Here is a 14,073-nt window from a genome sequence, read left to right as displayed (position 1 = left end):
TATTATGTGCGACGCCTGTAGTATTACCCTTCAAGTGTTGAATGATAAATAATAGTCAAATCACAGAAAAAGGAGTAATAAATTTACTAAAAAACTAATTGTTTAAAAAAAGACTCCACTAGTTGTGAAGTCTTTTTTTAGCCATCGTACAGAATCAATTGTGTATAGTTAATTAGCTTCCTCTTTGAGCTTAACTCTTTTAATAAAAAATGAAATCACTAATCCCACAATGGCGACAACAACTGCAAAGATGAAAGAATTTTGAACACCGTTGTTAAAAGCAAGAACTTGATTTAACGGATCCATTTTATCTGATACCGTCTCAAGGAAGCTTCTTGAACCTGATGAAAGAATGGAGATTCCAACAGCTGTTCCAACTGCACCAGCAACCTGCTGCAAGGTGTTCATAATAGCAGTTCCATGAGGGTACAGTTCAGATGGAAGTTGATTTAAACCATTCGTTTGAGCTGGCATCATAATCATCGAAATAGATATCATAAGTGCAATGTGTAAAGCAACAATAAACCCTGTTGAAGTTTCCGGCGTTATCGTTGAGAAACCATACATTGTGCCGGCTACAATCACAAGTCCAGGGATAACTAACCATTTAGGGCCGAAACGGTCAAACAGCCCACCCATAACTGGTGAAAGGATGCCATTAATAATTCCTCCAGGAAGAAGCATAAGACCAGCTGTAAACGTTGATAAAGCTAATGATGTTTGTAAATACAACGGTAAAATCATCATTGCAGAAAGCATGATCAGCATACAGACTAGAATTAATAGAAGACCAATTGTAAACATTGGATACTTAAAGGCTTTAAGGTCTAACATTGGCTCTTTCATCTTCGTTTGACGAACAGAAAACGCAATTAATGCGATAGTTCCAATGACAAGAGATAGAATAACCTGTAAACTTCCCCAGCCTCCACCTTCTCCAGCGCTGCTAAATCCAAATACAATTCCGCCAAAACCTATTGTTGAAAGAACGACAGAAACTATATCGATTTTTAGCTTTGTTGGTGTGGTAACGTTCTGCACAAAAAAAGTTCCAAACACTAAAGCAACGACTAATAACGGAAGCGAAATCCAGAAAATCCAGTGCCATGTTAATGTTTTTAAAATTAAACCTGTTACGGTTGGCCCAACAGCCGGGGCAAACATAATGACTAACCCAATAATCCCCATTGATTTTCCACGTTTATGGGGTGGAATGATAACAAGGATGGTGTTAAACATAAGTGGTAAAAGTATAGCTGTTCCAATTGCCTGCACTACACGAGCAACCATTAGTACACCAAACGTTGGTGCGATAGCTGCAATGAACGTTCCTATGATGGAAGAAATAAGAGACGTTATGAAAAGCTGTCTGGTCGTAAATCGTTGAAGAATAAAACCTGAAATAGGTACCAGAATTCCTAATGTTAACAGGTACCCTGTTGTCAGCCACTGGGCGGTAGTTTCATGAATACCAAAGCCAGAAATTAAATCTTTTAATGCCATATTTAAAGCTGTTTCACTAAACAAACCAATAAATCCGGCAATCAGAAATGATGTAATAATAGGTATAGTCTTTATATGAGAACTTTCCATACCTTTTTGTTGTTTGTTCATCTTAATCCTATCTCCTTTTTTATACTGTATATATCTCATCAGCCAACCTATATCTTTATAAGATATAGGTTGGCTGATATTCATGTTTGATACGCTGAATCAAAATATGCGCTCTCCTTAAAGAAAGGGCAATTGTCTCGTTTTAAAAGCGTTACTTAAAGATTTTGACGTCCCCATTCCGCCATTGTAGTCCCAGGACGACCCAGCACTGTTAAGACGTCATCGTGAACAACAGTCTGAAGGGGCATTTTACCAGCTGCAGCTAATTTCATCGTTATGGCAGCGCTCTCCATATAGGCGCGCTCTGGTACGGTTGTAATCTGAGCAGCATACGCTTCCGAGTCCGCAGGATCAAGTGTAATACATTTAATCTCTTTTCCTGATGCCTCAGTTAGAATATCGGCGACCTCAGGGCCTGTCAGCACCTCCGTGCTCAACCAGTAATTAGCACTTCCGTGCTTCTCGGGACCCTCTCGTAACACGGCAGAAGCAACAGCAGCAATATCTTGTGCGAATACCCACCCTTGCGGCATGTCATCCCAATAGACTGGGAAAGAATGTGTTTCGGTTATTGAAGCAAAAGCAAAGATTGTATCCGCAATCACGTTGGGGTGAAGATGTGTCCAAGCGATTCCACTTGCTTCAATATAGGTTTCTACAAGGTCATGCCAATTAAAATGAGGTATAAAATCCTGACGCGAAGTGAATACACCCAGATGGACGATATGAGTTACTCCCGCATTGACCGATGCATCAACAAATTTTTTACTTTGATACAGCATGTCAGAAGTATAACCCGTTAGCAAAAATACCCGGTCCACGTCCTCTAGAGCTTCAGCGAAGGTATCAGGTCGATTAAGGTCAAGTACGACGGCATCACGGCCCTCAGCTCGCCACTTTTTCGCAACTTCTGGACGACTTGTTGCAAGCCGAATGACGACACCCTCATCATTTTTGTCAAACTCTTTGACTACTTGTGATCCCACATTTCCAGTTGCGCCGATAACCAATACTCTCGCTACCATATTTCGTTTTTTGAAATTATTACTTGACGATGTTGACATATGTGATTCCCCCGCATCTTTTATATATGGAACTTTAAAGTTCCGTAAAATCATAGCATAGATAATTATAGAACGCAATATTATCGTAATATATGATAAAGATGCTATAATTATGTATGTAAATAAGAAAGTTAACCTAGAGGAAAGGTGTCGAGAATTTTATGACATATGAACAACAGCAACAAACAGAAGTAAAAAGAGGGCGCCCTCTAGATTTATCACGCAATAGGGTTATTCTTGAAACAACTATAGATTTACTAGCCGAAAACGGGTATGACTCCTTAACATTAGACGCAGTTGCTTCAAAGGCAAAAGTGGGAAAGGGGACAATCTATAGACGTTGGTCTTCTAAAATGGACCTTGTCCTTGACGCTGCTATTTCGATGAGTCGTTTCGAAATAGCAAAAGAGAAATTAAATAAAAATCAAGATCTGAGAGGACAATTGATTGAGCTGCTTTCTCTGTTACTCCTGGAAGATAATAAAAATTATCAGAAAGCGATGAATGCAATTTGTAATTGTGTTTCTTGTAATGAAGAATTAGAAAAAGGGCTGCGGGCTGCTTTTTACTGGCGCTACAGGAACGTTATTGAATCAATGCTTGATCCTTATGTAAAAGAAAATCATATTACTGATGACGATATAGAGCTCATTACAGATATTGGCCCTGCTTTAGTTATGTATAATCTTTACTCTAGAAATCAGTCTACTAATTCTCATTACATCGAACGAGTTGTTGATAAGTTAATGATGCCAATCATATTAAAACAAGTGTAGTTACTGAAATAGTGAACCGAATTTTGAAGCCGATTACATATCTTATTATGTAATCGACTTTATAAATTATGGCATTCTTATTCAGAGCTTACTTAACTAAATATCAATACTAGAAGAAAACTCCTCAAAAATTCCAATCATATATAAGAATATAAATAGTTGTAAATCACCTTTTAAATACTTCACCTTTTTAAAAACACCAGCTTAGCAAAGTTGAAGGAATTGTGAGACTCAAAGGAAGAAGGTAGTAAATTTAACCAGAAATAGATAAATCTTATGAAGGAAGCTTGTATTTTGCCTTTAAACGTAGAAGCAAAAAAAGTATATATTTAAAGTCAAAAAGAGCCTGTTTCTAAGGAATTCAGGCTCTTTTCACGTTTTATAGGTCATTTGTTAACTCTAAATAATGGCATATTACAAAGTAATGAAATCAATTATTGAAACCTAGATAAGAAAACCTATGATTTGATCAATAAACAAAAAATTTAAATACGATAATGTTGCGTACCGTAATTTTTTTTGCTAAGATTCATTTGTGGAACTTTTAAGTTCTATAATTCAGGAATTTGGAGAGTGAGAAACAACATGAAAAATAGAGTAACGGAAATATTAAATACAAAATATCCCTTAATACAAGCCCCTATGTCATGGAATACAGATGCACAATTAGTAGCCGCAGTAGCAAATGCAGGAGGATTAGGAATATTAGGGCCAAATGCTGGACAAAAAACATTAACGAGTGATCCAAAGGAAACCGCAGAAAGAATGCGAAATGAAATAAGAAAAACAAGAGAACTAACAAGTAATTCATTTGGATTAAATATTATTTCAAGTGGGGAAGAAAGAGATAAAGATAATCCTTTCTATAATGAATTATTGAGAGTAGCATTCGAGGAAAAAATAAAATATTTTGCGATTGTAGGAGAAGCAAATAAAGTACTGTTCGATAAAATAAAAGAACATAATGGAGTAATCATATACAGACCAATAACTCCAACACCCGAAATAATGAAAATAGCAGAGAGAATGGGCGCAGATTTATTAGTTGCTACGGGATATGATGAAGGAGGAGGTTTACCAGCAAAATCTGTCGGTACCTTTACAGTGGTACCTACGATGGTTGATTCAGTAAATATTCCAGTGTTAGCAGCAGGTGGAATTAACGATTCACGTGGGGTAAAAGCAGCCTTTGCGTTGGGAGCAGAAGGCGTGTATATTGGGACAAGATTTATTGCGACGAAAGAAGCGCCATCAGCAAGAGAAACGAAACAAGCAATCCTAGATTCAGGCCATGAGGATATGGCATTTATCGTAAAGACATTGCGCTCAATACTAACCAAAAAGGCAGAAATAATTCTCAAAAAACATGAGAATAATGAAGATACATCTTCGGACATCACAGGTGGTTTTAGGACTGGAATGTTAGAAGGGAAATTCGATGAAGGGATAATCTCTGTAAATAATGGTATCGATATCATAAAAGACATACCAACAGTAGAAGAATTAATAGAAAGATTTTTCGGAAAATAAGATTATTAATAAAAACAACGACTCTGTTTAGTTAAACAAATAGGTTCCCCAAAAGGAATCATGGCAAAATGAATTATAAGACTACATGGTAGTAAATCTCGATTTTATAAGCATGTACGATGTGATTTTTAACTCTATACAGTTTTTTCATAAACTTGGACGTTTTGAAAAAAGTCATTTAGAGATATTTGATGGAATCGAATACTAATAATTATAAAACCTAGCACATATCATATATGTGCTAGGTTTTATAATTCTCTTCAATATGGGATTGTTTACACTTTTTTTAATGACACAAGAGGCATCATTAATTTATCAACGAGTCGCTCGATGTAATGAGAATCATTAGATTGGTTTTTAAATTGAATTTTATACATAAGTAGTGCAGGGCCAATATCTGCCATGAGTTCCAAATCACCATCAGTAATTAAATTTTCCTTTATATAAGGCTCGAGAATTGATTCAATCGCGCTTCTGTAACGCCAGTAAAAAGCCTCACGTATACCTTGTTCTAATTTTTCGTTAACAGCATTACAAATCGCACTAGTAGCTTTCTGATATTTTTTATTATCTTGCTGAAAGAATAGTGTGAGTAAATCAATCAATTGTCCTCTCAAGTCTTGATTTGTATTCAGTTCTTTTACTGATATCTCGAAAGGGCTCATTAACGTGGCGGCGTCAATGACAAGGTCCATTTTAGAAGACCAACGTCTATAAATGGTTCCTTTTCCTACTTTTGCTTTGATAGCAACTGCATCTATTGTTAAGGATTCATATCCATTTTCTGCTAATAGGTCTAAAGTTGTTTCAAGTATTACTTTATTACGCGACAAATCTAGAGGACGTCCTCTTTTTCCTTCTCTCGGATGATTTTTTTCATCTAACATAAAAACCTTTGTCACCCTTCCTATAGGTAGACTTTTTTATTTTCTTATCTAATAATACCACTTTCTTATATAAGAAAACAATTTGCAGTTTTCTAATTAGATACTGTCGCGTTCTTTAATTAGCTCTGCTGAGATTTTTTATGGAACTAAATAATTCCTTATACACAGAAGATTTAGAGGCATGATAAATAATAGTATAGAGAGCACTATTTATCGGTATATCAGGTTGACTCACAGGCAGTCAAAGAGGTGAACAAAAGGATGAAAAGCTCTTACTATTAGAAGCTTTTTTGTTAAATAACTCCCAACAAATTACTAACAGCATATTGTCAGTAAAGAGTAAAATTTTGTACCCTTGAGTGGTTAATACTATACGATACTAATTTTTATCCTAATAGTTCTGCTTCTCAAGTTTTAGGGCAAATAATCCAGTTATCACCTATTTATTAACAGTTAAAAGCCTCAAAATAAGAAGTGGATAATCTTTATACGACATGTAGAATTAGTTAACATAAAACCATTTATCGGAAATTACATACTGAAAACCTTTTTTGTTAAGAAAAAATTCATATCTATTATTAAGTTAGTAAATATTATCCAAGAGGTGATAATGTGGATAAGAATAAGTTAAAACTCACATCTTCTGAAATAGGGACACTATGGGGAGAGTATGTAAACGGAACAATGACGGATATAGTAAATCGATATATGTTCTCTATTATTGAGGACGAGTCAATAAAGGCCGTTTTTGAAGATGCTATCAAGACCTTCGCAAAACAAAAAAAACAAATTGTAGCTTTTATAGAGAGCGAAGGGTTTCCAGTTCCAATTGGATTTACTGAGTCTGATCTTAATAAAGGTACTAAGAGATTGTTCACGGACATATTCTGCTTAAATTATTTACATATCATGACGTTGCATGGCTTGCTAGGACATACAACCTCATTAGGTGTTTCTGTCAGAGAAGACTTACGCCATTTCTACGATTCATGTGATAACGATGCAAAAAAAATGTATCATCAAACGATTGAATTATTACTTGAAAAAGGGGAGTTTCAGAGGGACCCTTATTTTTATCCTACTGCGAATCCTGAATATATTTCTAGCCAGGATTTTACGGATGGTTTTTTCGGAAAAGGCAGACGTTTGACGGCACTAGAAATCATAAGTATTTCTTTCAACCTTAAAAAAAGCATTATGGCTAAAACTCTTTCTATTGGATTTAGTCAGGTCGCTCAATCAAAAGAAGTGAGAAAATTTTTAGAGGATTCGGAAAAAACAGCTGACGAACAAATACAATCCTTTTCAAAAATCATGCACGCTGATAATTTACCAATTCCTAAATCATGGGAGACAGAAGTAACAACTTCAACAGACGCTCCTTTTTCTGATAAATTAATGATGTATCATATTGGATTTTTATTCCAAGCTGCGCAAGCCTATCATGGAACAGGTTTAGCGTCAGCTATGCGAACAGATCTTGTAGCTGCTTATGAAGGTGTTATCCTAAAAAATTTAATGGTCACAAAAAAATGGTTTGATATTATGGTAAAAAATAAATGGTTAGAACAACCACCACTTGCTCCTAACAGAAAAGAAATAGCAAAAGAAAAATAATAAAATCTAATATTTTGAGCAAATTACACAAGACGCCGTGAGGCATCAGCGAAAATCCTTACTGCAATAGAGCAGAAAAAACCTACCTCTTTGGATTGGGAAGAGATAGGTTTTTTCGATTTTTAAGCTGTATACTCTATACAAAGTTAGTTAACATAATCACTCTTCAAGGAAGCAAGAAAGCAAAAGAATCCTTGGAGCAGTAAGCTTCCACCAAGGATTCTTTTTCCGGAATATGCAACTTTTTATACATCGTTGATATGACTACATTTTTTGAATAGTTGAAAGAAACGAGAATGTATAAAAAGCGCACCTTTTATTCATATGCTCGTACGGAAAAATATAGTCCATAAGGAAAAAATGTGTTATTATATGTCTGCACATGCATTTTATAGTAGAAAGCCACCTGTCCTGCAAATAATGGGTGGCTTTTTATTTTGTTAACGCTAATAAGACAAGCATACCTAAAATTTTCGATTTTAGTTAATATATATTACTTAAAGCTGGAACACTACTAACAGTTCTTTGTTGTTTCCAAAATGTTTACCAATCGCTGCTTTCCTTGTTCAGCTGTAGAAATCATCTCATCAAACAATTCTTGAACCGTAGGAACATCATTAATTAGTCCGATAACCTGTCCAGCCCAACCAAATCCCTCCCCTTCATTCCCATTGTAAATATATTTGCAGTTTGCCTTACCACTTACCATATCTTTTAAATCTTCATAAGTTGCCCCTTTGTGTTCACGCTCAATAATATTGCTAGTATATTTTGATTCTAAAACACGACCAGGATGCCCTAAAGTTTTCTTAATAATAACTGTATCTGTCTCTTTTCCCTTCACAAGTGCTTCTTTGTATACAGGGTTTGCATGCACACACTCTTGCGTAGCAATAAATCTTGTTCCCATTTCTATTCCTTCTGCTCCAAGGGCGAAGGCTGCTAATAAGCCTCTTCCATCTCCAATGCCTCCACTAGCTAGTACAGGAATTGACACAGATTCAACTACACGAGGGATAAGGACCATTGTGCCAATATCATCCCGTCCTAAGTGGCCGCCTCCTTCTTGTCCTACTGCCATTACGGCATCAGCCCCAAGTTCCTCAGCCTTTTTTGCTTGTCTAACTCCTGAAACTAGAACAAGAGTTTTAATATTTTCTCCTTTTATCCGTTCAAAAACAGGTTGAGGATTCCCTCCGGTTATAGAGATAGCAGGCACCTTCTCCTCGATAGCCACTTCTAGCAAGTCTTTATAATTTCCATCATGCCTTGCAATCGCAAAGTTTACTCCAAATGGCTTATCGGTCATGGTACGTACTTTACGAATTTCTTCTCGAAGCTTTTCTGGAGTTCCTAGAGTCGCAGCTGTAATTTGCCCAAGTCCACCAGCATTGGAGACAGCTGAAGCTAATTCAGCATAAGCTAAATAGGCTAATCCTCCTTGAACGATCGGATATTGAATTCCGAAAATTTCAGTTATTCTTGTTTTCATAAGTTCTTCCTCTCCTTTGTTAAATGATAGCTTGTTTTAATCATTTCATCTATTTCTTTTTCTGGTACGGTACCGTCTAAAATGATAGAATTCCAATGTTTTTTATTAAGATGATAGGCAGGTACTATAGAATCGTAACTTTGACGTAAATGACGATTTATCTCTGGTTCACCCTTTAAGTTTATCCAAATGTGGTCGTCTCTCTCAAAAATCCATGCAAACACTTTCTGATTTTCCTTATGTCTAATGGTAGTCCAGTTCTTATCCCGAAACGGTTGATCTTCAAATACATTTCTATATTTCATGCAGTAATTAATAGCTTCCTGCCTAGAGTTCATGACTTTTCCTCCTTTCTCTAGGTAAGACAAACACTTTCTACCTAAGGAAAGGTTTGTTAGATAAGACTGATTATTTTAATTTAAGTATTATTTTTCCTTTTGCTCTTCCCGCTTCTGAATACTCCAATGCTTTTTGGGCATCTTCAAAAATAAAAATTTTATCAACTGTAGGCTTAATCACTTCTGACTCTAACATTTCTGTGAAAATTTTCAACTGCTCTCCACTATGCTTCATAAAGAGAAACGTGTATTGCACATTATGTTTTTTTTCTAGCTTCGTAAGTTTATAACTTGCAATTGAAAATAAGGTTTTTTTTAATGAGCTAAATCCGTTTTCTTTAGCAAAGCGTGCATTCGGGATTCCAGATATAGAAACAATCTTTCCTCCTTTTTTTAATGTTACAAATGACCTCTCTAACGTCGCTCCCCCAATGGTATCAAGAACTGCGTCGTAGTCACGAATCGAATGCTCGAACTTTTCTGTCTTGTAATTAATAACTTCGTCAGCGCCAAGAGATTTTACTAAATCACTACCATCACTAGCTGTAGTTGCGACAAAAGCCCCCATATGTTTTGCAAGTTGGATAGCAAATGTTCCTACTCCCCCTGCTCCTGCATGTATTAATATTTTATGTCCTTTTTCAATTCGCAGAATATCATGTAAAGCTTGGTAGGATGTCAATCCGACTAGAGGGATTGAGGCGGCTTCTTCAAAATTTAAATTTTTAGGTTTTAATGCAATATCTTCTTGGTTAACAGAGATATATTCAGTAAAAGTTCCCATTTTATTTGCTCTAGGTCGACCATATACCTCATCACCGACTTTAAACTTCGTGACACTAGTACCTACTTCAACAATTTTTCCAGAAAAATCGTTTCCTAAAATTAACGGCATCTTGTATTTCAATAATAATTTTAATTCTCCTTTTCGAATTTTTGTATCAAGAGGATTTATACTTGCCGCATATATCTCAACTAAGACCTCGTCATTGTTTATTTTGGGCATAGGGAAGTCTAAAAAATTTGGTTTTTCACCGTAGTTTTCAATTGCTAAAGCTTTCATGACAATCCTCCACATTTTTTATTTAACCCACATGTATGTTTTCATAACAAACCTAAGAAAAAGAATATGAATATCCCTAAATAGGATATCCATATTAAATAAATCATTTTAAAAAAGGATAATCTGTATAGCCTTCTTTTCTCCTTCATAGAGCGTATTTTTGTCAGGTTCGTTTAGGGGATCTCCTGATTGAATCCGTTCTACAAAGTCTGGATTAGCTAGTACCCAAGTACCTACTGTGACAACATCTGCAAGATTATTATTTACATCAGACGAAAGTTGAATAAGAATTAGAATCAAGAAATGAGTTTACGTGTTCTGCAAATAGTTCTGGAAATTGAAACAGATGCCCGTGACCAGAATCAGGATAGATAATCAGCTGTGCTTTGGGTAATTTCTCTGTTAAGATATAACTGTTTTTAGTCGGTACCATCACATCATTAACCCCATTAGTAACAAGTACAGGGTGTTTGATGTTTTGTAACCATTCATAGTCATGATTAGATTTTTGTTTAGCCCATTTTGCAATGGCTTGTAATTGTGCCTCTTTTACTTGTTCTGAACTGTTTACTTTTTTCTGATTGAAAATTCTTTGTAGTGAAGCCATTCCTGCAGATTTACTTGTTTTGGTTTGCTCGTAGAAAAAGAACATAAAATCATTTATTCCATCTTCTTCCGTTCCGCCGTGACGATTCATTCTTTCAAGAATCTCTGGATCTGGATTAATACCAGATTCAGGTGAAGTACCTGCCATAATAATTTTTCTTACTAAATCTCCTTCTTGTAAAGCTAGCTCTTGTGCAACCATGCCACCAATGGAAAAACCAAGAATGTCAACTTGTTCTAATCCAAGAGCTTTTATAAATGTTGCTGTGTCTTTTGCCATATCTGCAATTGTAGTAGGCGTTAGTCCATCGGTCTCACCAACCCCTTTATTGTCAAATAAGATTACTGGGCGTGTATTTGCAATAGGTTCAATCATGTTTGGATCCCAGTTTTCCATCGTTCCTCTAAAGTGAACAAGAAATACTACTGGTATACCATCTTGTGTACCAAATTTTCTATATGCGTAACGAGTTCCATCTGCTTCAATAAATTCTGATTCTGTTGGTATTTTAAAGTTTGTCATTTTTGTGTTCCTCCTTAGAAATTTAAAAACGATTAAGTATGCATTATGATGGTTTGTTTCATAACAATTTTAGAATGAACGTTCTAAAAAAGGTAAAAAAAGAAAGCTAGTCCAACACTGAAAGTGCTAGAGTGATGATGCCTTCTAATTCTTTTTTATTGTAATTAGTTTTTATTAGTACTCTTATACCTACTAAATTGTTGTGTAAGAAACGAGATGTGTTAGCAGAATCGATATCTTTTGATAGCTCTCCACTAGATTGGCCTCGTTTTATAAGGCTATTAAACATATCTTCAGTACGGTTAAACATTTTTGTAACTATGCGTCCAATTTCTTTGTCCAACAAAGATAATTCAATGGCTGCATTTACTGATAGACAACCTTTTGGGTATTGTCCAATGGAATTCAGTACGAAAATAAAAACATCACGTATCGCCTGTTTAATGGATGAAGTGTTACTAATTATGCTTTTCATCTCATTCACGATGAGTTCTTCATAGTGATTAAGGGAAGCTAAAAACAATGAACGCTTGTCACCAAATGTGTCATAGATACTCCTACGATGTATCCCCATATGATCGACCAAATCTTGCATGGATGTTTTTTCATAACCCTGTTCCCAGAAAAGCTCCATTGCTTTTCTTAATACTGCTTTTTCGTCAAACTCTTTACTTCTAGCCATTTTATTTCTCCTTAAAAAAATCCATGAGTCAATACTAACAAAAACAAACGTCATAATCCATTATAGAATGAACATTCTAAAATAAAGACATGAATTTCAAACCATGATTAAAGAATACCTTTTTTAGAACGATTAGTAAAGAATTATAACTAACCAATAATCCCAAAAACATTTGCTGCGTATCAAAATGGTATCCATTAACGTTCACTTAGGGGTATCGCCAAAAGTTTCTTCTATTCGTTTAGTTTCTTCAGGATTGTTTTCTTCCACTGTTTCAATTAATGAATCAAACTCTTCTACAGATGCACTCATACTAAATAAACAAGAAACAGCAATTAGAAAAAACCACCTGATCCCTTACTCAAACAAACTGCCCCTTTAGTTGTATAAGAACCTGAAAGAAGAAGAGAAAAATTAAAACAAGAAGAATTAAAATGAAATCCTTGACTATATTCCTTTAACGTTTTAAAACAGAATTAAATATATCGTCCGTAAAAGCATATCTTTTTAGAAAAATCCGCGTCGAAATAAAAGAAATACCTGTTAAATAATCATTGATATTCTGTGATTTAGAAGCGTAATATTTTGTAGAAAAAAGCTTCATTTGTCTACATGGAGTAAAATCAATAACACTACTTTTAATAACATACGTTTAGTTTTACTTAATGATATGACGAAAAGTAAACTAAACATAATCAGCTTTTTTAAAAGGGGAAGAAAGATCAATATTAAAATCAACAATTCCTAGAGACTATCGATTATTTGCTTTCCTCAATTTTAAGTATGTATATGCACTTAACGTGATGGCTACTATTACTATACAAGTAAGAGGAAATAGAATTGTATTAACAAAATGATCATAAAACCAGGTATACATGAAAACCACCTCAAATAGTTTAAATTCACCCTGATAAGCCTTGTCTTATAGGGATTTAACAGATTGTAAGAACCACCTCATCTTCGGAGGAAATAATGCAAATAAACCTTTTATTCCCTCTGTTTCTTTCTATTTTTCAAGAAAGCTACAAGAAGAAGCAGAGGAGGAATAATCCCGAGGATAGGCATATGCAGAATAAACATTTCTACCTTTAGTCCTTCATGAAGATGTTCTTGAAAATTTCTGGCAATCGTGCTAGCCATAAATAGAATAACGAAGCCCAAAGGGTATGAAAGGCGTGAAGGTGATTTAATCTTAAATAAGTTAGCCGTACCTATGACAGCTGCATATAACAACACGCTAATCTTAATGAAACCACCGATAACTAAAGCAAGCATAAAAAATACATCAAGACGTTCCAAAAAGTCAGCTACCTGGATGCTTTGTACGGTACTAAGAAGAGGGAATTGTGAACGTGCAGTCAAATCAACCCCAAGTACACTAATGTTAATAAGCATTGTAATAGTTAAGTTGATTCCACTTAATCCAGTTGCACATAACATGGTCAATTTTGCCTTTTTTTGGTCTTTTAAATACGGTAAAATCATCGTAAATACAATCGCTTCTGCAAACGGGAAATAGATAGTTTGAGTAAATGCAACTTTCAGGACGGGTAAAACACCCTCTTCAAGTACTGGCTGTAAGTTTGTAAACTCGATTAAACCTGAACATACGATGAGAACAAACCCCGCCATGGCAAAAGTATACATGAATATAAAAAGGATTTCTCCTGAGCGAGCTACAACCTCGATTCCTTTTCGAATCGTATAAATAATAACAAGCATTAATAAAGTATGTGCAATGAATAAAGGAGTCTCAGGGTAGGCGGAGGTTAACAACATCTCGCCAAAATCACGGAGAACCCTCGCTGCATCATACATAAAATAAAGGATGTAGACAAAGGCAAGTACCGTTCCAATCCCTTTACCCATGATTTTTTGCAT

12 protein-coding genes are annotated in these 14,073 nt (G+C 35.2%); 3 read left to right on the top strand and 9 right to left on the bottom strand.

The features are described 5' to 3' along the window. Nucleotides 1-168: 168 nt before the first annotated feature. Together ACFX4E_RS24605 and ACFX4E_RS24600 are read right to left on the bottom strand one after the other, a co-directional pair. The gene (locus tag ACFX4E_RS24605) at nucleotides 169-1,614 is read right to left on the bottom strand and encodes a DHA2 family efflux MFS transporter permease subunit (RefSeq protein WP_263034361.1); all 1,446 of its coding nucleotides are present in this window, start codon (nucleotides 1,612-1,614) and stop codon (nucleotides 169-171) included. Nucleotides 1,615-1,769: 155 nt separating this feature from the next. Beyond that, nucleotides 1,770-2,678: an NmrA family NAD(P)-binding protein gene (locus ACFX4E_RS24600; RefSeq protein ID WP_263034362.1), complete on the bottom strand. Its 909-nt coding sequence runs from the start codon at nucleotides 2,676-2,678 to the stop codon at nucleotides 1,770-1,772. A 161-nt stretch (nucleotides 2,679-2,839) separates the two neighbouring features. On the opposite strand from ACFX4E_RS24600, the gene ACFX4E_RS24595 reads away from it, so the two are divergent. Further along, nucleotides 2,840-3,454 (top strand): TetR/AcrR family transcriptional regulator, encoded by a 615-nt coding sequence (locus tag ACFX4E_RS24595; protein ID WP_263034363.1) that lies wholly within the window; start codon nucleotides 2,840-2,842, stop codon nucleotides 3,452-3,454. A 585-nt stretch (nucleotides 3,455-4,039) separates the two neighbouring features. Then, the gene (locus tag ACFX4E_RS24590; RefSeq protein WP_263034364.1) at nucleotides 4,040-4,984 is read left to right on the top strand and encodes an NAD(P)H-dependent flavin oxidoreductase; all 945 of its coding nucleotides are present in this window, start codon (nucleotides 4,040-4,042) and stop codon (nucleotides 4,982-4,984) included. Nucleotides 4,985-5,259: 275 nt separating this feature from the next. Here ACFX4E_RS24590 and ACFX4E_RS24585 read toward each other — a convergent pair whose 3' ends face one another. After that, nucleotides 5,260-5,871 (bottom strand): TetR/AcrR family transcriptional regulator, encoded by a 612-nt coding sequence (locus tag ACFX4E_RS24585; RefSeq protein WP_263034365.1) that lies wholly within the window; start codon nucleotides 5,869-5,871, stop codon nucleotides 5,260-5,262. Nucleotides 5,872-6,483: 612 nt separating this feature from the next. On the opposite strand from ACFX4E_RS24585, the gene ACFX4E_RS24580 reads away from it, so the two are divergent. Next, nucleotides 6,484-7,488 (top strand): DUF3231 family protein, encoded by a 1,005-nt coding sequence (locus ACFX4E_RS24580; protein WP_263034854.1) that lies wholly within the window; start codon nucleotides 6,484-6,486, stop codon nucleotides 7,486-7,488. 514 nt (nucleotides 7,489-8,002) lie between these two features. Here ACFX4E_RS24580 and ACFX4E_RS24575 read toward each other — a convergent pair. From ACFX4E_RS24575 to ACFX4E_RS24550, 6 genes are all read right to left on the bottom strand, one after another. Further along, entirely contained in the window at nucleotides 8,003-8,980 is a 978-nt protein-coding gene (locus ACFX4E_RS24575) for an NAD(P)H-dependent flavin oxidoreductase (protein ID WP_269871423.1), read from the bottom strand. Further along, nucleotides 8,977-9,318 carry an MmcQ/YjbR family DNA-binding protein gene (locus ACFX4E_RS24570; protein WP_269871422.1) on the bottom strand — a complete coding sequence of 114 codons (342 nt, stop codon included), beginning with the start codon at nucleotides 9,316-9,318 and terminating at the stop codon, nucleotides 8,977-8,979. The genes ACFX4E_RS24575 and ACFX4E_RS24570 overlap by 4 nt, the downstream gene beginning before the upstream one ends. 70 nt (nucleotides 9,319-9,388) lie before the next feature. Then, the gene (locus ACFX4E_RS24565) at nucleotides 9,389-10,381 is read right to left on the bottom strand and encodes an NADP-dependent oxidoreductase (RefSeq protein WP_269871421.1); all 993 of its coding nucleotides are present in this window, start codon (nucleotides 10,379-10,381) and stop codon (nucleotides 9,389-9,391) included. A 268-nt stretch (nucleotides 10,382-10,649) separates the two neighbouring features. After that, nucleotides 10,650-11,510, bottom strand: coding sequence for an alpha/beta fold hydrolase (locus tag ACFX4E_RS24560; RefSeq protein ID WP_230184978.1), 861 nt, complete (start codon nucleotides 11,508-11,510; stop codon nucleotides 10,650-10,652). 106 nt (nucleotides 11,511-11,616) lie between these two features. Next, complete coding sequence (locus tag ACFX4E_RS24555) at nucleotides 11,617-12,192, bottom strand: TetR/AcrR family transcriptional regulator (protein ID WP_269871420.1); 576 nt, start codon at nucleotides 12,190-12,192, stop codon at nucleotides 11,617-11,619. Between the two features lie 987 nt (nucleotides 12,193-13,179). Further along, nucleotides 13,180-14,073: GerAB/ArcD/ProY family transporter (locus ACFX4E_RS24550; protein WP_377579925.1), on the bottom strand; the 894-nt coding region annotated here is incomplete at its 5' end.

This window comes from Priestia sp. YIM B13491 (assembly GCF_042787605.1).
Classification (GTDB): domain Bacteria; phylum Bacillota; class Bacilli; order Bacillales; family Bacillaceae_H; genus Priestia; species Priestia megaterium_E.
Note: the sequence above shows the minus strand (reverse complement) of the source record. Positions and strands in the feature narration are given on the sequence as shown.

Bases quoted from the DNA above. Each gene is read 5' to 3' on its own strand.
- ACFX4E_RS24555 (WP_269871420.1), bottom strand. From the start codon at position 12,192: ATGGCTAGAAGTAAAGAGTTTGACGAAAAAGCAGTATTAAGAAAAGCA.
- ACFX4E_RS24575 (WP_269871423.1), bottom strand. From the start codon at position 8,980: ATGAAAACAAGAATAACTGAAATTTTCGGAATTCAATATCCGATCGTT.
- ACFX4E_RS24570 (WP_269871422.1), bottom strand. From the start codon at position 9,318: ATGAACTCTAGGCAGGAAGCTATTAATTACTGCATGAAATATAGAAAT.
- ACFX4E_RS24590 (WP_263034364.1), top strand. From the start codon at position 4,040: ATGAAAAATAGAGTAACGGAAATATTAAATACAAAATATCCCTTAATA.
- ACFX4E_RS24560 (WP_230184978.1), bottom strand. From the start codon at position 11,510: ATGACAAACTTTAAAATACCAACAGAATCAGAATTTATTGAAGCAGAT.
- ACFX4E_RS24600 (WP_263034362.1), bottom strand. From the start codon at position 2,678: ATGTCAACATCGTCAAGTAATAATTTCAAAAAACGAAATATGGTAGCG.
- ACFX4E_RS24585 (WP_263034365.1), bottom strand. From the start codon at position 5,871: ATGTTAGATGAAAAAAATCATCCGAGAGAAGGAAAAAGAGGACGTCCT.
- ACFX4E_RS24605 (WP_263034361.1), bottom strand. From the start codon at position 1,614: ATGAACAAACAACAAAAAGGTATGGAAAGTTCTCATATAAAGACTATA.
- ACFX4E_RS24595 (WP_263034363.1), top strand. From the start codon at position 2,840: ATGACATATGAACAACAGCAACAAACAGAAGTAAAAAGAGGGCGCCCT.
- ACFX4E_RS24565 (WP_269871421.1), bottom strand. From the start codon at position 10,381: ATGAAAGCTTTAGCAATTGAAAACTACGGTGAAAAACCAAATTTTTTA.